Source organism: Streptomyces sp. NEAU-174 (assembly GCF_052665095.1).
This window is the reverse complement of the sequence record NZ_JBQTCE010000018.1, coordinates 171,215-192,009: the sequence shown is the minus strand read 5'-3', so window position 1 is coordinate 192,009 and position 20,795 is coordinate 171,215. Positions and strand designations below refer to the sequence as shown.

General features: G+C 71.9%; 19 protein-coding genes and 2 pseudogenes. 12 read left to right on the top strand and 9 right to left on the bottom strand.

Going from position 1 to position 20,795, the window contains the following annotated elements:
• Nucleotides 1-199: 199 nt before the first annotated feature.
• The 5 genes and pseudogenes from ACT2CW_RS40030 to ACT2CW_RS40010 all read left to right on the top strand — a co-directional run.
• Nucleotides 200-652 (top strand): annotated as a pseudogene (locus ACT2CW_RS40030) (tellurite resistance TerB family protein); the annotation flags it as partial.
• A 69-nt stretch (nucleotides 653-721) separates the two neighbouring features.
• The gene (locus tag ACT2CW_RS40025; protein ID WP_240812882.1) at nucleotides 722-1,087 is read left to right on the top strand and encodes an ArsR/SmtB family transcription factor; all 366 of its coding nucleotides are present in this window, start codon (nucleotides 722-724) and stop codon (nucleotides 1,085-1,087) included.
• A 105-nt stretch (nucleotides 1,088-1,192) separates the two neighbouring features.
• Nucleotides 1,193-1,750 (top strand): DUF1707 SHOCT-like domain-containing protein, encoded by a 558-nt coding sequence (locus ACT2CW_RS40020; protein WP_445520134.1) that lies wholly within the window; start codon nucleotides 1,193-1,195, stop codon nucleotides 1,748-1,750.
• Nucleotides 1,751-1,880: 130 nt separating this feature from the next.
• On the top strand, nucleotides 1,881-2,345 hold the full coding sequence (locus ACT2CW_RS40015; protein WP_164435988.1) for a hypothetical protein: 465 nt from the start codon (nucleotides 1,881-1,883) through the stop codon (nucleotides 2,343-2,345).
• On the top strand, nucleotides 2,342-2,659 hold the full coding sequence (locus ACT2CW_RS40010; protein ID WP_445520133.1) for a transcriptional regulator: 318 nt from the start codon (nucleotides 2,342-2,344) through the stop codon (nucleotides 2,657-2,659). Before ACT2CW_RS40015 ends, ACT2CW_RS40010 begins: the two co-directional genes overlap by 4 nt.
• A gap of 22 nt (nucleotides 2,660-2,681) precedes the next feature.
• On the opposite strand, the gene ACT2CW_RS40005 is transcribed toward ACT2CW_RS40010, so the two are convergent.
• Nucleotides 2,682-4,655, bottom strand: a complete 1,974-nt coding sequence (locus ACT2CW_RS40005; RefSeq protein ID WP_445520132.1) for an APC family permease — start codon at nucleotides 4,653-4,655, stop codon at nucleotides 2,682-2,684.
• A 286-nt stretch (nucleotides 4,656-4,941) separates the two neighbouring features.
• Here ACT2CW_RS40005 and ACT2CW_RS40000 point away from each other — a divergent pair, with 286 nt between their 5' ends.
• Nucleotides 4,942-9,132 (top strand): molybdopterin-dependent oxidoreductase, encoded by a 4,191-nt coding sequence (locus tag ACT2CW_RS40000; RefSeq protein WP_445520131.1) that lies wholly within the window; start codon nucleotides 4,942-4,944, stop codon nucleotides 9,130-9,132.
• Between the two features lie 33 nt (nucleotides 9,133-9,165).
• Here the strand turns inward: ACT2CW_RS40000 and ACT2CW_RS39995 are convergent, their stop codons facing one another.
• Entirely contained in the window at nucleotides 9,166-9,792 is a 627-nt protein-coding gene (locus tag ACT2CW_RS39995; RefSeq protein WP_445520130.1) for a M56 family metallopeptidase, read from the bottom strand.
• Nucleotides 9,793-10,124: 332 nt separating this feature from the next.
• Nucleotides 10,125-10,274, bottom strand: coding sequence for a hypothetical protein (locus ACT2CW_RS39990; protein ID WP_445520143.1), 150 nt, complete (start codon nucleotides 10,272-10,274; stop codon nucleotides 10,125-10,127).
• 12 nt (nucleotides 10,275-10,286) lie between these two features.
• Here ACT2CW_RS39990 and ACT2CW_RS39985 point away from each other — a divergent pair.
• Together ACT2CW_RS39985 and ACT2CW_RS39980 are read left to right on the top strand one after the other, a co-directional pair.
• Nucleotides 10,287-10,559, top strand: a pseudogene (locus tag ACT2CW_RS39985) (undecaprenyl-diphosphate phosphatase); the annotation flags it as partial.
• Nucleotides 10,556-12,073 carry a glycosyltransferase family 39 protein gene (locus ACT2CW_RS39980; protein ID WP_445520129.1) on the top strand — a complete coding sequence of 506 codons (1,518 nt, stop codon included), beginning with the start codon at nucleotides 10,556-10,558 and terminating at the stop codon, nucleotides 12,071-12,073. The pseudogene ACT2CW_RS39985 and the gene ACT2CW_RS39980, both read left to right, overlap by 4 nt.
• Here ACT2CW_RS39980 and ACT2CW_RS39975 read toward each other — a convergent pair.
• Nucleotides 12,001-12,969 carry a pirin family protein gene (locus ACT2CW_RS39975; RefSeq protein ID WP_330816105.1) on the bottom strand — a complete coding sequence of 323 codons (969 nt, stop codon included), beginning with the start codon at nucleotides 12,967-12,969 and terminating at the stop codon, nucleotides 12,001-12,003. The two genes, ACT2CW_RS39980 and ACT2CW_RS39975, sit on opposite strands and share 73 nt — an antisense overlap.
• Nucleotides 12,970-13,091: 122 nt before the next feature.
• Between ACT2CW_RS39975 and ACT2CW_RS39970 the strand changes: the two genes are divergently transcribed.
• Nucleotides 13,092-13,769, top strand: a complete 678-nt coding sequence (locus ACT2CW_RS39970) for an O-methyltransferase (RefSeq protein WP_164435969.1) — start codon at nucleotides 13,092-13,094, stop codon at nucleotides 13,767-13,769.
• Nucleotides 13,770-13,944: 175 nt separating this feature from the next.
• Here the strand turns inward: ACT2CW_RS39970 and ACT2CW_RS39965 are convergent, their stop codons facing one another.
• The 3 genes from ACT2CW_RS39965 to ACT2CW_RS39955 form a co-directional block, all read right to left on the bottom strand.
• A complete protein-coding gene (locus ACT2CW_RS39965) occupies nucleotides 13,945-14,634 on the bottom strand; it encodes a phosphatase PAP2 family protein (RefSeq protein WP_445520128.1) in 690 nt (229 codons plus the stop codon).
• A 142-nt stretch (nucleotides 14,635-14,776) separates the two neighbouring features.
• On the bottom strand, nucleotides 14,777-15,712 hold the full coding sequence (locus ACT2CW_RS39960; RefSeq protein WP_164435965.1) for a M56 family metallopeptidase: 936 nt from the start codon (nucleotides 15,710-15,712) through the stop codon (nucleotides 14,777-14,779).
• Nucleotides 15,713-15,809: 97 nt separating this feature from the next.
• Nucleotides 15,810-16,412, bottom strand: coding sequence for a DUF5134 domain-containing protein (locus ACT2CW_RS39955; RefSeq protein ID WP_445520127.1), 603 nt, complete (start codon nucleotides 16,410-16,412; stop codon nucleotides 15,810-15,812).
• A gap of 216 nt (nucleotides 16,413-16,628) precedes the next feature.
• Between ACT2CW_RS39955 and ACT2CW_RS39950 the strand changes: the two genes are divergently transcribed.
• Nucleotides 16,629-17,048, top strand: coding sequence for a PPOX class F420-dependent oxidoreductase (locus tag ACT2CW_RS39950; RefSeq protein WP_182467625.1), 420 nt, complete (start codon nucleotides 16,629-16,631; stop codon nucleotides 17,046-17,048).
• Between the two features lie 66 nt (nucleotides 17,049-17,114).
• On the opposite strand, the gene ACT2CW_RS39945 is transcribed toward ACT2CW_RS39950, so the two are convergent.
• Nucleotides 17,115-17,501 (bottom strand): VOC family protein, encoded by a 387-nt coding sequence (locus ACT2CW_RS39945; RefSeq protein WP_445520126.1) that lies wholly within the window; start codon nucleotides 17,499-17,501, stop codon nucleotides 17,115-17,117.
• 183 nt (nucleotides 17,502-17,684) lie between these two features.
• Here ACT2CW_RS39945 and ACT2CW_RS39940 point away from each other — a divergent pair, with 183 nt between their 5' ends.
• Complete coding sequence (locus tag ACT2CW_RS39940; protein ID WP_445520125.1) at nucleotides 17,685-18,242, top strand: GNAT family N-acetyltransferase; 558 nt, start codon at nucleotides 17,685-17,687, stop codon at nucleotides 18,240-18,242.
• Nucleotides 18,243-18,360: 118 nt separating this feature from the next.
• On the opposite strand, the gene ACT2CW_RS39935 is transcribed toward ACT2CW_RS39940, so the two are convergent.
• Nucleotides 18,361-19,044, bottom strand: coding sequence for a glycerophosphodiester phosphodiesterase (locus tag ACT2CW_RS39935; protein WP_182467621.1), 684 nt, complete (start codon nucleotides 19,042-19,044; stop codon nucleotides 18,361-18,363).
• A 308-nt stretch (nucleotides 19,045-19,352) separates the two neighbouring features.
• On the opposite strand from ACT2CW_RS39935, the gene ACT2CW_RS39930 reads away from it, so the two are divergent.
• Nucleotides 19,353-20,750, top strand: coding sequence for a DUF6421 family protein (locus ACT2CW_RS39930; RefSeq protein WP_445520124.1), 1,398 nt, complete (start codon nucleotides 19,353-19,355; stop codon nucleotides 20,748-20,750).
• Nucleotides 20,751-20,795 lie beyond the last annotated feature (45 nt).

Sequence of the window (20,795 nt, the reverse complement as noted above, 5' to 3'; positions counted from 1 at the left end):
AGGAAGGCCCGGGAGAGAAAGCTCCAGCGAGCTCGGAAGAGCTCGCCGCCGTTGGTGAAATTCTTGTTCCGGCGGCGAGCGGGCCGTCCCCTAAACATCCCCCTCATTCCCCCTGACGCGCCATGGCCACGGGAGCTCTACAAACATGTAGATTCTGTTTTCTGCCCACAATGGAGGTATTACTGAGAAGGAGATGCAGATGACGCTGTGGGACCGCCTGAGGGACTCGGTCCAGACGATGCAGGCTCAGCTCACGGCGAAGAAGCACGAGTTGCAGAGCGGGGCGTTCCGGGACGCGAGCATGGCCATGTGCGCCTTGGTGGCGGCGGCGGACGGCACGATCGACCCGTCGGAGCGGGGGCGCGTGGCCCAGCTCATCGCCACCAACGACGTGCTCCAGAACTTCCCCCCGGAGGATCTGCACCGCCGCTTCGAGGATCACCTCGACGAGCTCACCACGGACTTCACCCTCGGCACGGCGAGCGCCATGCGGGAGATCGGCAAGGCGAAGCGGAGGCCCGCCGAGGCGCGGGCCGTCATCCAGATCGGCATCGTCATCGGCTGCGCCGACGGCTACTTCGACGAGAGCGAACGGGACGTCGTCCGCCAGGCGTGCTCAGCCCTGGACATCCCCCCGACCGAGTTCGACCTCCACCGCCCGCTCCGCGTCCCCCGCCCGTACCGGGCCCCGGACGAGCTCCCACGGGCGGCCGGCGACCCGGTGTCCGGGCGGGCGGACGCCGGTACGGGACGGGCCGTACGCCCCGGGGCCGCCGTACCCGGCGACGACCTCCAGGTCTTCCTCAAGGCGCTGACCAGCGGAACCCGTCAGAAGCTCTTCGCGCACTTCGCCGACGGGGAGGAGCTGACCGTGGGCGAGGTCGCCGAGCGCGCCGGGCTCGGCCCGTCGACCACCTCCGAGCACCTCGCGGTGCTCCGGCGCGGCGGTCTGCTCCAGTCGACCCGCAGCGGCAAACTGGTCCGCTACCGCGCCGACCGGGAGGGCATCGCCGAACTGCTCGGGCAGCTCCATTCCTACCTCCTCGCCCCCTCCGAACCGCGGGACACCCCTCCCGCCCATGGCTAAGCGCCCTCGCTGAAGTCCGGTGCGGTTCGGGTGCGCCCCGAAGGGGCGCGGGGCTGTGTCGGTCGGGCCGTCACCGCGGCTCCGGTACGGCAGTAGAGTGCGACGGTGACCTCTCCGCCGGAAAACCCGCCGTCACTCGTCAGCGAAGACGACCGCGAGGCAGCCGTGCGGCGCCTACAGGATGCGTACGCCGAAGGGCACATCTCGCACGAGGAGATGGACCAGCGCCTCCATACGGTGCTCACCGCCACGACCCACGGCGAGCTCATGTCGGCCCTCGCCTCGCTCCCCGCGGAGCCCCCGGACACCACGTCCACGATCGCCGCCCACAGCGGACGGATCCGGCGGCGCGGCCCATGGCTCGTACCACGAACCCTCAAGGTCGAGTCGGCGTTCGGCAGGGTGCACCTGGACCTGTCCCGTGCGGTCATCGAGCACCCGATCGTCGACATCGAGCTGGCGCTCGGCACCGGCAGAGCCACGATCACGGTGCCGCGCGACGCGATCGTCGACGTCGAGGGCCTGCACACCGGGTGGAAGGACCTGCGCTACAAGCCCCGGCCGTCCCTCCCCAGTGGCCCGGGCGGCCCGGGCGGCCCGAAGATCCGGATCTCCGGGGCCGTGGGGTTCGGACGCTTGAAGATCCGCCACGCGCGGCGTTGAGCCCCCCAGCCGACGCCGGAGCCACCCGCCCGCCACTCTCTGCAACCCCCCGCTTGGCACCTCCGGCTCTTGACTTTCCTATCGGGAAAGTAGGACGCTTACTTTCCCGATAGGAAAGTGAGGCCTCGGCATGGACAACATCGTTCCGGAGCAGGCCCGCACCGCCCTCGACGCGGCCGACCGTGCCCGCCGCCAGGTGGCCGAGGAGGTCGGCCTGCCCCGCGGCTACTGGTGGGCCATGGCGGCCGGCTGGATTCTGCTGGGCGTGCTCGGCAATGTGCTGCCGCCCTGGCTGGCCGGGGTCGCGACGGTGGGCTTCGGCGTGGGGCACGGGGTGCTCGCCTCTCGCCTGCTCGACGGACGCCGACGCACGGACCGGCTCCAGGTGAGCGCGGCGGTCGCCGGTCGCCGCACCCCGCTGGTGGTGGTCGGCATGCTGCTCGGGCTCATCGGGGTCACCGTCCTGGTGGCGCTCGCGCTTGACGCCGACGGCGCCGGCCATGCCGGTATCTGGGCGGCGGTGCTGACCGCGGCCGTCGTCGGGTTCGGCGGACCGGAGATGCTGCGCGTGCTGCGCCGGTGGGCGCGGGCATGACGAAGGCGCGGTTCGACGAGCTGATCCACCCCAGCACCCGGCTGTCGCTGGTGGCGACCCTGGCGGCCGCCGACTGGGCGGAGTTCGCCTACCTCAAGGACCGGCTCCAGCTGTCCGACTCGGCGCTCTCCAAGCAGCTCACGACGCTCGAGGAGGCCGGGTACGTCGCCACGGAACGCCGGCTCAGCGGCAGCCGCCGGAAGGTGCGCGCCCGGCTCACCAGCGCCGGGCGGGATGCCTTCAACGGCCACATCGAGGCGCTGCGGGCGATCGTCGCCGACGCCGCGGCGCCGGCCCAGAAGCCTCCGGCGTGAGTGCGTGAGTCCGCCCTGGCACTCAGCCGACGTGGACGTGCGGCCGGCGGGCGCGGTCGGGCTCGGCCTCGCGGAGCACCTCCCTGGTGACGGGGGCGACCTCCCCCTGGCCGAACAGGAAGAACCGCAGGAACTGGGCGAAGGGGCTGCCCTCGGTCCACTCGAAGTAGATGTGCGGCCGCTGCCCGGTGGCGTCCCGTATGTGGAGCAGCAGGGCGGCCAGTGAGTTGGGGATGCTGGAGCCGTCGAGGGTGAGGACCCGGTACCGGTCGTGCAGCACCTCGCCGCGCACCCGTACCGCCGTCTCGAAGTCGGACGGGTCACGCACGCTGACCTCGACGAAGATGAGGTCGTCAGCGGTCGGGATGTCGTTGTCGGCCCGGATCTGGTGGATCTTGTCGCGGTATTCGGCCGGGTCGCGGTTGTCCGGCTCGTTGGCGATGAACCGCATGCGGCGGGTGGCGGCGTCGCGGACGAACCGCTCCGCCGTGGCGTCCAGCTCCATGTCCGTCACGCGCAGTTCGAAGGCGCGGGCGAGCCGGGAGAGCAGTGACACCAGGATGATGCCCGCGATGAAGCACGCCCCGATCTTCACACCGTCGGGGCGTTCCACCACGTTCACCCCGGTGGTGTAGACGAAGACCACGGAGATCACGCCGAAGCCGATGGTCCAGCCCCGCTGCCGGGCGCGGCGGGCGGCGATGGTGACCGCGACGGCGGCGGAGGTCATCAGGACCAGCACCCCGGTGGCGTAGGCACCGCCCTGGGCGTCCACGTCGGCGTCGAAGAGCCAGGTGACCAGGAAGCCGATCAGGGTGAAGACCAGCACCATGGGACGCACCGCGCGGGCCCAGTGCGGGGCCATGCCGTAGCGGGGCAGATAGCGCGGCATCAGGTTGAGCAGCCCGGCCATCGCGGAGGCGCCCGCGAACCACAGGATGCCGATGGTCGCGGCGTCGTAGACGCTGCCGAAGATGGACCCCAGGTAGTGGTGGGCGAGATACGCGAGAGCTCGTCCATTGGCCTCGCCGCCGGCCTTGAACTCGTCCTGCGGGATGAGCACGGTGGTGATGAAGCTCGTGGTGATCAGGAAGACGCTCATGATCACGGCGGCGGTGGTGAGCAGCTTCCTGGTGTCCCGGATCCGCCCGGTGGGGCGCTCCTCCGTGTCGTCGGGGCCGCCCTCCACATGGGGCATGACGGCCACACCGGTCTCGAACCCGGACAGCCCCAGCGCGAGTTTGGGGAACACCACCAGCGCCAGACCGACCATGATCAGCGGGTTGCTGTGCTGTTCGGTCAGCGCCCGCGACCAGTCGGTGACCACGTGGGACGCGGTGGCCACATGCCACAGCCCGACGAACACGACGACCGCGTTCAGCGCCAGGTAGCCGCCCACGAGCACCACGGCCACACCGATGGCCTCCATGAAGCCCTTGAGGAAGACGGCGCCGAGCAGGGCGATCAGCCCCAGTGTGATGGCCACCTCATGGCCGTGCAGAACGCTGGTGAAGTGCGGGTTCTCCACCAGGTGGGTGGAGGCGTCGGCGGCCGAGAGGGTGATGGTGATCAGGAAGTCGGTGGCCGCGAACCCCAGCAGCGCCAGCACGAAGAGCTTGCCCTGCCAGAACGACAGCAGCCGCTCCAGCATCGCGATCGACCCCTCGCCGTGCGGGCTCTCCTTGGCCACCCGCCGGTACACCGGCAGCGCCCCGGCCAGGGTCACGGCCACCAGCACGACGGTGGCGATGGGGGACAGCAGCCCGGCGGCGAGGGCGGCGATGCCGGGCTGGTAGCCGAGCGTGGAGAAGTAGTCCACGCCGGTCAGGCACATCACCCGCCACCACCGCTGCCCCTTGTGCCCCTCCGGGGGCTGGGCGTGCGGCCCCGGCTGCTGCTTGGCCATATCGGACAGGCCCTCCAGCAGCCAGCTCCGCAGCCGACCCCCTTGATGGGCCGCCTCCTGGCGGGGTTCCACATCGGTGGAGGTGGCCATCGTATGCTCCAGATCACATAGCGCTTACCGATCATGCCGTCCACGGGCGAACGGTCGAATCAGGGTAAGCGGGCCCTTGGCCGCGCCTCGCAGCGGCATGTCCATCCGCGCACAACTGGACGAGTGACGAGGGCGTTACGGACGTATGATCCCTGCTCACAGGCACCCTCCAGGCGCTGTGCGGTGGGTTTGACCCGTGGTGATCGACCTGAGAGACCCGCGCAATGAGCGGTTTGTACGGTCACGAAACGTTGGACTGGACCGAGCACAGGATGAGGAGGCGCCCGTGGTCGCGTCGGGCTTCCCGAGCGAGGACACGACGAACACGACGAAGGTGCGGACGGTCTGCTCGTACTGCGGTGTGGGATGCGGCTTGGTCCTCGATGTCGGCAGGGGGTCGGACGGGCGCCGTACGGTCCTGAAGGCCTCCGGGGACAAGGAGCACCCCGCGAACTTCGGCCGGCTGTGCACCAAGGGCGCCACCACCGCCGAGATGCTCGCCGCCCCCGGGCGCCTGACCACGGCGCTCCGGCGTCCGCACCGTGAGGAAGAGCCGGTGCCGGTGTCCAGGGACGAGGCGATCGCCGAGACGGCGGGCCGGCTGCGGGCGATCGTCGACGAGCACGGGCCGGACGCGGTCGCCCTCTATGTCTCCGGGCAGCTGAGCCTGGAGGCGCAGTACCTCGCGAACAAGCTGGCCAAGGGGTTCCTCCGCACCAACCAGATCGAGTCGAACTCCCGGCTGTGCATGGCCAGTGCCGGCACCGGCTACAAGCTCTCGCTGGGCGCGGACGGGCCGCCGGGCTCCTATCAGGACTTCGACCGGGCCGATGTCTTCTTCGTCATCGGCTCCAACATGGCCGACTGCCATCCCATCCTCTTCCTGCGGATGATGGACCGGATGAAGTCGGCCGGTGTCAAGCTGATCGTGGTCGATCCGCGCCGCACCGCCACCGCGGCCAAGGCCGACCTGTTCTTGCAGCTCAAGCCGGGTACGGACCTGGCACTGCTCAATGGGCTGCTGCACCTTCTGCATGCGAACGGCCACACGGACGCCGAGTTCATCGCCGCGCACACCGAGGGCTGGGAGGCGATGCCGGAGTTCCTCGCCGACTACCCGCCCGCCACCGTCGCCGAGATCACCGGCATCCCGGAAGCCGACATCCGCACCGCCGCCCGGCTGATCGGCGAGGCGGGCGAGTGGATGAGCTGCTGGACGATGGGCCTCAACCAGTCCACGCACGGCACCTGGAACACCAACGCGCTCGTCAACCTCCATCTCGCCACGGGCGCGATCTGCCGCCCGGGCAGCGGACCCTTCTCCCTGACCGGGCAGCCCAACGCCATGGGCGGCCGGGAGATGGGCTACATGGGGCCGGGACTTCCCGGTCAGCGGTCGGTGCTCGCCGACGCCGACCGGGCCTTCGTCGAGAACCTGTGGGGGCTGCCGCCGGACACGATCCGCGCGGACGGCGTCGGCAAGGGCACCGTCGAGATGTTCCAGAAGATGGCCGCCGGGGACATCAAGGCGTGCTGGATCATCTGCACCAACCCGGTCGCCTCCGTCGCGAACCGCAAGACGGTCATCGAGGGCCTGGAGGCCGCCGAATTCGTCGTCACGCAGGACGTGTTCGCCGAGACGGAGACGAACGCGTACGCCGACATCGTGCTGCCCGGCGCGCTGTGGACCGAGACCGAGGGCGTCCTGATCAACAGCGAGCGCAACCTCACCCTCGCCCGGCCGGCCGCCGATCCGCCCGGCGAGGCGATGGCGGACTGGCGCGTCATCGCGGCCGTGGCCCGCGCCATGGGCTTCGAGAGCGGCTTCGCGTACGACAGCGCGGACGAGGTCTTCGAGGAGATCAAGCGTGCCTTCAACCCGTCGACCGGCTGGGACCTGCGCGGTGTGAGCTACGAGCGGCTGCGCTCCACCCCGGTGCAGTGGCCCGCCGCGAGCGCCGGGGGATCCGACCGCAATCCGATCCGGTACGTCGGTGCGGACGGCTCGCCGCACTTCCCGACCGCGAGCGGCCGTGCGGTCTTCCACCCCCGCCCGCACCTACCGGCCGCGGAGCTGCCCGACGACGACTACCCGTACATACTCAACACCGGCCGCCTCCAGCATCAGTGGCACACCCTGACGAAGACGGCCAAGGTGGCCAGGCTGAACAAGCTCAGCCCCGGTCCCTTCGTGGAGGTGCACCCGCGGGACGCGGCCGATCTTGGCCTCGCCGAGGGGGATTCGGTGGAGGTCGCCTCGCGGCGCGGCCGGGCCGTGCTGCCCGCGGTCGTCACCGACCGGGTGCGGCCGGGCTGTTGTTTCGCGCCGTTCCACTGGAACGACCTTTTCGGGGAGTACCTCAGTGTGAACGCGGTGACCAGCGACGCCGTCGATCCGCTGTCGTTCCAGCCCGAGTTCAAGGTGTGCGCGGTGTCGCTGGCCAAGGTGGCCGTGTCGTCCACCGCGGACACGGCGGTCTCCGCGCCGCCCGCCGTCCTTCCCACGGCTTCCGCTCCCGCCCTGTTCGGGCTGGAACCCGCCCCGCCGCCGGCCCTCACCGAACCCGAACGCCGGTATCTGACCGGCTTCCTCGCCGGAATCCCGGCCGGCACTCCCGGTGTGCCGGTGCTGCCCGCGGACGCCCCGTTCAGCCCGTCGCACGCCCTGTGGGTGAACGGGGTGCTGGCAGGGATGTACTCCAGGGCCGAGGCGGCGCGTCCCACCGCGCACGACGCCGGCGACTCCCCGCGGTCGTCCTCCGCCGAGCCGTCCGCCCCGCAGTCGTCCGTCCCGAAGCCGTCCTCCCCGCAGCCGTCCTCCCCGCCCGTGGACGTGGCGCGCCGCCAGGTCGTGATCCTCTGGGCCTCCCAGACCGGGAACGCCGAGGAGTTCGCGGCCGCCACGGTCGAGCGGCTGGCCGCGCACGGCCATGCCGCCTCCCGCGTGTCCATGGACGAGGCCGACCCCGCCGCGCTGCCGTCCGACGCCGACCTGCTGCTGATCACGAGCACCTTCGGCGACGGCGACGCACCGGACAACGGCGCCCGCTTCTGGGCCGCCCTCACCGCGCCCGACGCCCCGCGCCTGCCGGACCGGCGGTACTCCGTCCTGGCCTTCGGCGACTCCTCCTACGACGACTTCTGCGGCCACGGCCGCCGCCTCGACCGGCGCATGGAAGAGCTGGGCGCGGTGCGGCTGGCCCCGCGCACCGACTGCGAACCGGACTACGAGACCGAGGCCGGGGCCTGGCTCGACCAGGTACTCATCGCGCTGAAAAGCGCGGAGCAACCGGCACCCGCCCCGGCCCCCGCGGCCGGGACCGCCCCCGCGGCCGGGACGGCTCCCCCGCCGAGCCGTCCCGTCCCTGCCACCGCCCGTCTGACCGGCAACCGCCGCTTGAGTCTGCCGGGCGCGGGCAAGGAGGTCCGCCGCTTCACCTTCGACACCCGCGACAGCGAGACCCCACTGGGCTACGAGGCCGGTGACGCCCTGGCGGTGCAACCGCTCAACTGGCCCGCACTCGTGGCCGAGTGGCTGGCCCTCACCGGCCTCGACGCGAACGCGGCCGTCCAGGTCCGACATGTGGGGGAGGTGCCCTTCGCCGAGGCCCTGACGCGCCATCTCGACATCACCCGCATCACCCCCGACCTGCTGCGCTTCGTCGCCGATCGCACCCGCGACCCCCGTGACCTGCGGAAGCTCCTGCGCCCTGACAACAAGGGGGAGCTGGCGAAGTGGTCCTGGGGACGTCAGGCCGTGGACGTACTGGCCGAGTTCGGCATCCGGGCCGGGGCGCAGGAGTGGACCGACCTGCTGGGACGCTTGCGGCACCGCCTGTACTCCATATCGTCCAGCCCGCTGACCGATCCCCACCTGGTGTCGCTGACGGTCTCCGTCGTCCGTTACGAGAACCTGGGCGGGCGTCGCCGCCAGGGCGTCTGCTCCCCCTTCCTCGCCGGCGCCGAGCCGGGCACCCCGGTGCCGGTCCGGGTCCAGCGCGCACCGCACTTCCGCCCGCCCGCCGACCCCGACACGCCGACGGTGATGGTCGGCCCCGGCACCGGCGTCGCGCCCTTCATCGCCTTCCTGGAGGAGCGCCGGGCCCGCGGCCACCGCGCCCCGAACTGGCTGTTCTTCGGGGAACAGCACCGCGCCACCGACTTCTACTACGAGGAGGAGCTGACCGCGTTCCTCGCCGAGGGCATCCTCACCCGCCTGGACACCGCGTTCTCCCGCGACGAGCGCGCCAAGAAATACGTTCAGGACCGCATGCGCGAACACGGCCCCCTGCTGTGGTCCTGGCTCCAGGACGGCGCCCACTTCTACGTCTGCGGCGACGCTTCCCGCATGGCCAAGGACGTCGACCAGGCCCTGCGGGACATCGCCACTGTCCACGGCGGCCTGGACGAGGCCGAGGCGGCGGCGTACGTCAAGCAGCTCGCCGCCGACAAACGCTATCTGCGCGACATCTACTGACCGCCGCGTTCCATCAGGCGCCGACGACTTCCATCAGGCGCCGACGGCTTCCAGCAGGAGATGGAGGTCGTGGGCGGCCTCGGCGGTGGACAGGGCGGTGATGGCCAGGACCGCGGCCGTCGCGGCGGCGAGGAGGGGGTGGCGGCCGAAGGGGGGAGCGAGGAGGGCGGCGACACGGCGGGGCACGGGCCCGGCGGCGGCGAGTGGGCTTCGGCGGCCGAGGATGGCCAGCGCGGCGCCCGGGGCGCGGCCGGGGGCGTCGTGCGCGGCGAGGGCGGCCTTGCCGACGGTGCGGGCGACCCGCTCGCGGTCGCCGGTGGCGGCGGCCGCGTTCTCATCGGCCCACCGTTCGACGGTGTACGTCACGGCCGTGGCGAGGGGGCGGAGCAGCGGGTTGGCGGCGGCGCCGAACTGGGCCAGGGCGACGAAGGCGTAATGGCGGCAGGCCAGATGGGCGCGTTCGTGGGCGAGCAGGATGTGGCGCTCGGTCTCGTCCAGGGTGTGCAGCATGCCGGTGGAGACGACGACGCGACCGGGCAGACCGGGGATCGCGAAGGCGTTGGGGGCCTCGCCCTCGATCACGATCAGATCGTCTTCGGCGGGCATACAGGCCGCTTCCAGGGCGGCGGCGGTCAGGGTGCGGGCGCGCCGCCAGAGCATGCGGGCGGCCATGAGGACGGCGGCGCCGAGCAGTAGCCCGGCGATCAGGGCGACGGACAGTTCGGCGGGGTCGTCGCGCTGCGCGGTGTGGGCCGACCAGTGGCCGAGGCCGGCCAGCTGGGGGAAGCGGATCAGCCCGGTGATGGCCAGCAGCCCCAGCGAGATGGTGGTCGCCGTGCCCAGGACGAGGGCCGAGGCGGTGAGCAGCCAGGTCGCCAGGCGGGGTTCGCACCGCTCCGCCAGGGGGCGTGCGCCGAGGGGGCGAGCAGGGAGAGCAGCAGGGGGATGTAGACGGCGATGCGCATCTCGGCAGCCTCTTCCTCTTCCGCTTCCTACTGATCGGGGTCGAGCAGCTGGCGCAGCAGGTCCGCGTCGGTGGTGGACAGGCCGTCGGCGAAGCGGGCGAGGACGTCCTGGCGGTCGGACCGCTCCTCCAGAACCGAGCGCATGCGGCGGGCGGCGAAGCCGGGGTCGTCGGTCACGGGGGCGTAGGGGACCGGGTGGCCGTCACCCGCCTGTCCTTCTTCCTCGGCATCCCGGCGCTGACCGGCGCGGGCCTGTACGAGCTGAAGGACGCCGTCGGCGCCGGGGTCGGCACCGCCCCCCTCGTGGTGGGCACCGCCGTCTCGTTCGTGGTCGCCTACGCCTCGATCGCCTGGCTGCTGAAGTTCGTCGCCAAGCACTCCTTCAACGCCTTCGTCGTCTATCGCGTCGCCATCGGCCTGCTGCTGCTCGGCCTGCTGGGCACCGGAGCGCTCACGGCATGATCGCTTCGCGTACGGTCATCCGCCCGCCACGCCGGATCCCGTGGCCCGCGCTGGTCGCCCTCGCCTATGCGGCGGCCCAACTCGCCCTCGTGGTCCCGCATCTGGGGCCGGGCTGGGACGAGACGGTGTACCTCTCCCAGGTCGACCCGCACCGCCCGGCGGCGTACTTCAGCGCCCCGCGCTCGCGCGGCATCAGCCTTCTGGCCGCCCCGGTCCTCGCCGTCACCGACTCCACCACGGTGCTCCGGATCGTCCTGGCGCTGCTGTCCGCCGCCGCCCTGTACGCGGCCTACCGCGTCTGGCAGCCGCTGCTGGGCCCGAGGCGGACGGCCCTGGCCGCGCTGCTGTTCGCCGGCCTGTGGACCACCCTGCTCTACGGGCCGCAGGCCATGCCCAACCTGTGGGTGGCCCTGTCCGCGGTGGCGGCCGTCGGCTGGTTCCTGCGTGCCGCACACCCCCCTGCGCGGCGGCGGGCCCTGCTCGGCCTGGGCGCCATGGTCGCGGCCGCCACCTGCTTCCGCTTCTCCGACGGCGTATGGCTCGCCCTGCCCCTGCTCGCGGCGTGCGCGATCGTCCCGGCCTGGCGGCGACCGGCGCCCGCGCTCGCCGTGGCCTGCGGGTTCGCCGTGGGCGGCGCCGAGTGGGTCGCGGAGGCGTACGCACGCTGGGGCGGGGTCGGCGCCCGGCTGCACCTCTCCAGCGCCACCGAGGGCGGCATGGGCACGCACTGGGCGGGCGGCATGGCCTGGCGCAGCCTCAACGGCCCCCTGCTCTGCCGCCCCTGCCACGTCCCGCTCACCCACCCCGAGCTCACCCTGTGGTGGCTGGCGCTGCCCGTCCTCGCCCTCACCGCCTGCGCCCTGGCCTGGCGGGGCCCGGCGCGACGCGGTCATCCTGCTCCCCGTCGCCTGCGCCGCCACGCTGAGCGTCCCCTACCTGCTGCTCATCGACTACTCCGCGCCGCGCTTCCTGCTGCCCGTCTACGCCCTGCTCTCCCCTCCGCTCGCCGCCCTGGCCGCACACTCCGCGCGGGCCATCCGCCCGCCCCGGGCCCGCGCCCTGGCCGCCGGGCTGGCGGCCGCGCTGCTCGCCCTGCACCTGTCCGCGCAGTACGAGGTGCTCGACCGCGACACGGCCGCCGCCCGCACCACCGCCGCCCGCTACCGCACCGCCGCCCACGACCTGCGCCGCCTCGGGCTCACCCCGCCCTGCCTGGTCAGCGGCAGACACGCCCCGCCCATCGGCTACGACGCCGGCTGCGCCTCGGCCAACGTCGGCGGCCACAACCGCGACACCACCGCGCACACCCTGCTACGCCGCGCCGCCCGCGAACCCACCGCCGCCCTCGCCAGAACCCGCTCCGGCCCTCCCCACTACGCCCGCACCTGGACCCCCCACCGCCTCCCGGGCACCGGACTCACCGCCTACGTGCGCTCCCCGGTCAGCGCGTCCGGCCGCGGGGCTTGAGGGGTACCGGGGGGAGTTCGGGGGCGGGGAGCGGGGCGCCGTCGTAGCCGTGGACCTCGCCGAAGCGGGAGCCCGATGCCCAGTCCTCGCGGGCCTGGGAGATCTCGTCGTGGGAGCGGCCGATGAAGTTCCACCACATCACGATCTTCTCCTCGAAGGGCTCCCCGCCCAGCAGCATGAACGCGCTGTCCACGTCAGCCCGCAGCGGCAGTTCGGTGCGTCCGCAGCCGAGGTAGAGGAGGGAGCCGGGGGCGAGGCGTACCCCGTCGACCTCGGACTCGCCGGACATGGTGAGGGCCGCGTACTCGAAGTCGGGCCGCACCGGGAGCCGGGTGTCGGTGCCGGCCGCGAGGGCGATGTCCGCGCCCATCAGGGGGGTGAACGTGGTGCCGGGCGAGGCCGCGCCGTCCAGTTCGCCGAGGAGGACCGTCGCCCGCAGCCCTCCGCCGCCGGTCACCCGGGGCAGCTCGGCGTGGTGCTCCCACATGGGGGCGATATGGCGGTCGCCGTCGGGCAGCGCGACCCACAGCTGTGCCCCGTGCAGCAGCCGGGCGTGCTCGCGCGGGGATTCCTCGGAGTGCGCGATGGCCCGGCCCGAGGTCATCAGCCCCAACTCGCCGGGGCGCACCGTCTGGAGGCTGCCGACGCTGTCGCGGTGCAGCACCTCGCCGTCGTGCAGCCAGCTGACAGTCTGGAGCCCCATGTGCGGATGCGGAGGGACCTGCATGCCCGGCTCCTGGGCGATGTCGTCCGGGCCGTAGTGGTCGATGAAGCACCAGGCGCCGACCATGCGCCGCCCGAGGTTCGGCAGGAGCCGGCGCACGACGGTGGACTCGCCCAGCGGAACCTGCTTGGCGGCCAGCAGTTCCCGGACCGGCTGGGCGGTGACGTCCTGGCGGCCGCCGCACACGGTCGGGGCGGGCCTCGTATCGAGATTGCTCATGTCCGCACTCTCCCATCGCCCCGGGCAGCTCAGGGGGAGCCAGGGGGATGTTTAGGGGGCGGTCGGATCGCCGCCGGAAGAAGAATCTATCCGGTGACCGCACCGACCCTGAAGGAGATCGCATGCCGTCCACACTGCACACCGAGTCCGTGGCGACCGTCCTGGACGGACTGCTGGAGGCCGAGCGCGAAGGCGACGAGCGCGCGTTCGCCGCGACCGGTGTGACCGACCCCAAGTCGGCCTGGGCCGAGCTGGACGCCAGCCAGATGGCCGAGACGTTCAAGGACGCCTCCATGTCGGTGTCCAAGGAGGGCGGTGAGCTGCTCTACCTGCTCACCCGCGCGACCGGCGCCCGGACCGTCGTCGAGTACGGAACCTCCTTCGGCGTGTCCACCCTCTACCTGGCCAGCGCGGTGCGGGACAACGGCGGCGGGCAGGTGATCGGCACGGAGCTACAGGCGGACAAGGCGGCCAAGGCCACGGAGGCCATCGCCGCCGCCGGGCTCTCCGACATCGCCACCGTCCGCGTCGGCGACGCCCGCGAGACCCTGCGGGACCTGCCCGGGTCGGTGGACCTGCTGCTGATGGACGGCTGGCCGAACCTCAACCGGGCGGTGCTCGAGGTGGTGGAACCCCGGCTGCGCCAGGGCGCTCTCGTGCTCGTGGACGACATGGACATGGAGTTCGGCTTCGACATCCACCGGGAGATGCGGGAGTACCTCGCCGACCCCGCGAGCGGCTATCTCGCGCTGCCCCTGGGGGTCGCGCACGGGATCCTGGCCGGGGTGCGGCTCGGCTAAGCGCTCCGCTGGAAGTGCCGTGATGCGTCGTCGGCCGTCTGCTGCGCCGTCGTGGCTGGTCGCGCAGTTCCTCGCGCCCCTTCGGGGCGCCATCGAACCGTAGCGGACTTCTGCCGACCTGCTTAGCACCCGGGCCAGGATCCCGTGCGCGCTTCTTGAAGCGTGGGTTCGGGGTTCATGAGCGCACTCTCCCCTCGGGGGACGCCTCGCGCTCGCTCCTACGGCTCCGGGCGTAGCCGTACGAGGCGATCGCCCCGTACACCAGCGCCGCGCCCAGCAGCCAGCCGGCCAGGACGTCGCTGGGCCAGTGGACGCCCAGATAGAGGCGGGTGAAGCCGACGCCCAGCACGGATACGGCCCCTACGGCGGCCATGAGCCGCAGCCATGTCGCCGGTGCCCCGTGCAGCGTCATCAGCCACAGCAGCAGCCCGAAGGCGACGGTCGCGGTCAGGGCGTGGCCGGACGGGAAGGCCGCGTAGTGCGCCGAGTCCACCGGATTCGGCCACCGGGGACGCTCCCGGTCGAGCGCGGCCTTCACCGCCTGTTGCAGCGCCGTGCCCAGCGCCGCCGTGACGGCCACCCAGAGGGCGAGCCGCCACTCCCGGCGCCACAGCAGCCAGCCCACGGCCACGGCCAGCAGCGCACGCATCGTCCAGGGGTCCCAGAACCAGTCCGTGAGCACCCTGTTGGCCCGAGTGAGGCCGTGGTGCCGGACGGCGGAGTGGTGCAGGCTGACGACGATGTCCCGGTCGACGGTCCCGAGCGGCCCCCAATGGGCGGCCACCAGGGCGAGCACCACCAGGAAGAGCGCGGTGAACATGGCCGCGGCGCGGGCGGCTCGGCGGTGGAGGGTTGCCGGCTGCATGGGTCGATGATCGCCGACGGGCGGGCCCCGGAGCCAGGAGGCCCTCGATCTTCCTGGAGTCAGGGGCCGCCGTTGTGCCGAGAACGCTTAGAGCGTTGTGCCGAGAACGCCGAGAACGTTGTACTGAGAACGCCGGGAACGCCTACCCGAGCACCCGCAGCGCCGGGACGAGCGTGACCAGCAGCGGGACGGCCGGGACGAGCGCCGCGGTGGCCGTAAGGCGCCAGCGGCGCGCCACCGGGAGGCGGGAGGCCGGGGCCAGCAGCCGGTCCACCCGCTGCGGCACCTGGGCGAGCCCGCTGGGGCAGGGGCCGAACACCCCGCGGTCCTCGTTGAGTTCGACCAGCGCCAGCGCGGTGGTCGTCCGCCCGAAGCGCCGTGACGCGGAGTCGTCGGCGGCCAGCTCGACCAGCCGGTGCACCTCGTCGCGGAACGCCGCGAACATGGTCACCTGCGGAAAGCCGCTGGCCAGCGCGCCCGAGCAGTGCAGCAGCCAGTGGTGACGGGCGCGGGCGTGGCCCTGTTCATGGGCGATGACGGCGTCCAGCCGACGGCCCTTGAGGCGGCGCAGCGCCGCCGTGGTGATGACCAACCGCGGCGTGGTGCCCGGCAGCCACCAGGCGTCCGGCTTGTCGCTCTCCAGGACCACCAGACGCTCCTCGCCGGGCTCCTCGCCGGGCAAGGCGGGGGAGCGGACGAGGAGTTCGGCGCGGTGCTGCCTGCGCCAGGCGCGGGCGCGGCCGATCTCGCGGGTGAGCATCACCGCGCTCCAGACGGCCCCGAAGGCGAGCACGAGGGCGACGGGCGCGGCCAACGGCCCGTAGCCGGACAGCGCGTACGCCTCCACCACGCCCTTGGGCGCGGGGGCGAAGACATTGCCGCGCACGGCATCCCAGGCGGCCGCCCCGGTGAGCGCCATGGTCAGCGCGCAGCACAACAGCACTCCGACGACCACGCACTGCCACACCCAGAGGGCGAGCACGGGTTCGCGGTCGATCCAGTCGGAGCGGGACAGCAGGCGCGGCGCCATTGCCGCCGCCAGTGCGCCGAGGCCCATCAGCGCGAACGGGACCATCATGGCCGTCAGCCTATGATCGCGACGCTCGGGCCGGGTACGGTCACGGCGGGGAAGTGACGCATGCCACGGTGCGACTACGGAACGGGCCGCGGCCCGTTCACAGCGTCAGCAGCATCGCGAACATCCCTATCCCCATCGACAGCCTGCACGCATGCCGCAGCTCGGGCCGCCGCGACCACCCGGCGCCGGGCGGCCCCGCCCCCGCCGCGTCCACTGCCCCGTCCGTCATCGGTACGAGCCGCAGCCCGGACCGTACGACGTAGACCGCGAAGTACACGAGCAGCACCCCGGTCAGCAGCGGCACCCCGCCCGCCATCCGGCCCGGGACCGTCTCGCCGGTGTGGTGGTGGCCGCCCGTGGTGCCCACCATCATCGCGAGCGCCATGTAGACCATCGCCAGCGCTCCGACGGTGTGATGCAGACGGTGCCCCGGGAGCCCCACGCCGTGCGGGACCGGCAGCAGCGCCCTTACGGCGGCCACGGCGAAGACCGCCACGAAGGCGGGCGGGCCCCAGGGCCGGGGGTCCAGCACGGTGGACGGCACCGCCATCACGGCCATCCCCCACCCCATCAGCGCCTCGGCGCCCGCGATCCGCCGCCCCGGCCCGGGCGGCTCACCGCGCATCTGCGACAGACAGTAGCCACCCGTGGCCGCGCACAGCGCGACCAGCAGCCAGCCGATGAGTGGAGGTCCGTGCACGGCCACACCTCCCGAAGGGGGACGTATTACCAGGAGACATCCCCTGCCGCGGCACCACACACGGGAGCGCATGGGCGCAGTGGGGGAGCGCGAGGCGTGCGGAGTAGTGGGGAGCGCGCGGCCTGGTATGGCACGGTGAGAGATGCGGCCCGTGGATCACGCAGGCCCCAGCCGCACCACGGGACGTGAACAGCTGTCCAAAGAGGAGGAGAGCCCGTGTCGAATCCACCGCTTCCCGAGGCCGCGGTCGCCATGCTCGAGAAGCCCAATCCGGCCGTGATCGCGACGATCCGCTCCGACGGTCAGCCGGTGTCCACGGCCACCTGGTACCTCTGGGACGACGGCCGGATCCTGGTCAACATGGACGAGGGCCGCAAGCGGCTCGACCACATCCGTAACGACCCCAGGGTCTCGCTCACCGTCATCGACGAGGCGAACTGGTACAACCACATCACCCTCATCGGCCGGGTCGTCGAGCTCCAGGACGACAAGGACCTGGCCGGAATCGACCGGCTGGCCCAGCAATACCTCGGCAAGGAGTACCCGCGGCGCGACCGCGCCCGGATCAGCGCCTGGATCGAGATCGACCGCTGGCACGGCTGGGGCGAGCACAAGGAGAACAGCCAGCCCGGCTGAGCCCCTCGGTGTCGCCCGCCCCGCCACCGCGAGCCGTGGCGGGGCCGACGGCACGGGGAGGAGCGATCAGGGGCGGTATCGAATCGGATGGTCCTCGGGCACCTCCACGACGGCGATCCGCACGCCGTCCGGATCCGCGATCCACATCTCCACCAGCCCCCACGGCTCCTTCTTCGGCGGCCGCAGCACCTCGACACCCTGCGCGGTGAGCTCCTTGTGCGCCGCCGCCGCGTCCGCCACCTGGAGCCACAGCTGGAGGCCCGGGGCGGGCGGGGTGTCCGAGCGGCCGGAGACCTCGAGGAAGCCCCCGCCGAGGAAGTAGACCGTGCCACGCTCGGGGCCGGTCCCGAACTCCCGGTAGACCGCCAGGCCCAGGGCCTCGCCGTAGAACGCCCGGGAGCGCTCGGGGTCCGTCGGCCGCAGCAGGACGCGGCTGCTCAGTACGTGAACCATGCCGCGACCCTACGCAACGTGACCCCTTCGGGGCAGGTTAAGGTCTATTTGCCGCCACCGACCGCCACACTGACCACCAGTTGCCACATCGGCCACAGCGGTCATCGGCTACCACACCGGCCACCAGTTGCCACACCGGCCACCGGCCGCCCCGCCGTCACCGAAGGGAACCCCGACGACGCCATGGACACCGCGGACACCACCGTACGAGCCACCGAGCCCCTCACCTTCCGCACCGCCACCGAGGCCGATGTGGAGGGGCTGGTGGCCCTGATCGAGTCGGCCTACCGCGGGGACGCCAGCCGCGCCGGATGGACCACGGAAGCGGACATCCTGGACGGGCAGCGCACCGATCCGGAGGATGTCACGGACGTGGTGGGGGCCGAGAACGGCCGGATGATGATCGTCGAGCGGAACGGTGAGCTGATCGCCTGCTGCCAGCTCGAGCACCGCGGTGACCACGCCTACTTCGGCATGTTCGCGGTCCGGCCCGCGCTCCAGGGCGGGGGGCTGGGCAAGATGATCATCGCCGAGGCCGAGCGGTTCGCACGGGCGGAGTGGGGCGCCAAGGAGATGCATATGACGGTGATCTCCGCCCGCGAGGAGCTGATCGCCTGGTACGAGCGGCGCGGCTACACCCGTACCGGCCGGATGACCCCGTTCCCGTACGGCGATGAGCGCTTCGGCGTGCCGCGCCGCGCCGACCTCGAGTTCGAGCTGCTGATCAAGCCCCTCGACTGAGCCCCCTGAGCCCCTGAGGGGCTCTGAACGCCTCCGAGGACCCTCAGAGCCCCGCTTACGCCGTACGGGTGAATGCCGCGGGTGAACGCCGTACGGCATTCACCCGTACGCGAGCGCGTCACGCCGTGAAGCGCGCCGCCCGCCGGATCTCCGGGAAGTCGGTCGTGGCGCCGTCCAGGCGGAGGCCACGGACCAGCTTCAGCTGGTCGGGGGTGTTCACGGTCCAGCCGATGACCTTGAGGTCGTCGGCGTGCGCCTTCTCCACCAGCTCCAGGGTCAGCCTGCGGATGTTGAGCACCAGCATCCCGGCGCCGACGGCATGCGCCCGGTCGATCACATCGAGGCCGTAACGGCTGGCCACGAGGGCGGTGCGGGCGGTCGGGAGCAGGGTGCGGATCTCCGCGAGCGCCTCGTCGTGGAAGGACAGGATGTCCACCCGGTCCAGCAGATCGCGCCGGGTCAGCACCTCGGCCAGCGCCCGGGCGGCCGCCGTGTCCTTGATCTCGGCCTGGAGCGGCGCCTCCACGGCGTCCACGACCTCCTCGAAGACCGGGATCCGCTCACCCTCCCCGGCGTCCAGCCCCCGCAGCTCCGCGAGGGTGAAGTCGCTGATCGGGCCCTTGCCGTCGGTGGTGCGGTCGACGTCCGCGTCGTGCATCACCACGAGCGCGCCGTCCTTGCTGAGGTGCAGATCCAGTTCGATGACGTCCATGCCCTCGTGCTCGGCTCGGACGAAGGACCGCAGGGTGTTCTCCGGCTCGACACCCATCACTCCGCGGTGTCCGATGGTGAGAAAAGTCAACGCTGTCTCGCTCTTCTGACGGCCCTCGACGGCCTTCGTCGGGTCGTCTGCGTCGGGTCGGGGGAGGCAGTGGGATGGCTGATTCCTCGGCACGCGGCGGACGGGCCGCCCGGACCGGCGCACACCATACCGGCCGCTCATGACAGGACCGTTCAAGCGGGGCCGTGGCATGAGTCGAGCCGATGGGGGCAGGAAAAACTGCGGTGGTGCGGGTGTGGCGCAGGATGATTTCCCGTACCGTCGCTTGAGTGCGGGAGCGTCCATAGATACGGTGGTCATACGCGAGTTTCTTCGGTGAAGGAGTGGACATGACGGAAATCCTTTCGTCTGCGATAGGTGAAGGTGCCGTTCTGCCCGCAGAGCGTGTGGTCGACCGTCCGGCCTGGTCGGCCCTCAAGGACGCTGTCGAAACGTTTCGCCCGTGGCAGTCCAAGGACGGTTCCATCGACTTCGAGGCCGAGGGCGCACCCACTCGGGAGACCGCCGCGGCGACCATCGACCGGGTGATCGGGGCCATCGAGGAGCTCGCCCCGCTGCTTCCGCACGACGCCGACTACCACCGGGCGGTCGTCGCGGATCTGCGCCGCTGGGCCGAGGAGGGGTTCGGGGTCCCCGACTTCCTCGACTCGCTGCTCGCCTTCCAGCCCGCCCGTACGCGTGCCGACGGCCTCCAGCACCTCGTGGTCTTCCCCATGTACACGCAGAACGGCAACCCGGACCGCAATCTGGAGGCCGTGGTGCTGCGCATGGTCTGGCCGGAGTGGCTGGCCGAGCTGGAGCGCACCCGCTATGACAACCCGCTCTACTGCGGACTGGCCTTCGAGGACTTCACCTCCGGCTACGACACCAACTCCGCGGTGCTCTTCCCGGAGACCATCGCCGTCCGCGAGGCCCCCGAGCGGTTCAGCTGGGGCGGCATCTTCTGCGACCGCGAGGCGGCCCGGTTCCGCCGGGTCAGCGAGGCGGCCGTCCGCGCCCTGGGAATCGAACTCCCCGACGACATCCGGGACATGCTCGCCGACCAGCACCGCTGCCAGGAGGCGTTCGCCCTGTGGGACATGGTCCACGACCGCACCCACAGCCATGGCGACCTGCCGTTCGACCCCTTCATGATCAAGCAGCGGCAGCCGTTCTGGATGTACGGGCTGGAGGAGCTGCGCTGCGACCTCACCGCCTTCAAGGAGGCCGTGAAGCTGGACGCCGAGGGCGTCGCCCAGGGCCGTGACGTCCAGTACGCCGTGATCTTCGACCGGATGTTCCGGTTCCCGGTCACCGGCGCGCGGGTCCGCAACTACGACGGGCTCGGCGGCCAGTTGCTCTTCGCCTACCTTCACCAGCACGACGTCGTACGCTGGACGGACAACACCCTGCACATCGACTGGTCCCGCGCCTCGCAGGTCACCAACCAGCTGTGCGGCGAGATCGAGAAGCTCTACCGGGACGGTATCGACCGCCCCAAGCTCGTCCACTGGTTCAAGGCGTACGAGCTGGTGTCGACCTATCTCGCCCCGCACCCCGGCTCGGTCTGGGCCAAGGGCCCCGAAGCCCTGGACCTGAGCCAGCCGCCGCGCAAGCTCGTCGACGACGTGCTCCCCGACGAGTTTCCGCTGAGCATGTTCTACGAGGCGCTCGGGAAGAAGCTGCGTGACGTGGTCGCCTCCACCAAGGGCATCACGGCCGACAGTGACCTGCCGGCGGCGGCATGAGTACCGCGGCGGCGAGCCCCCAGGCGGGGCAGGACGAGGAGGCGG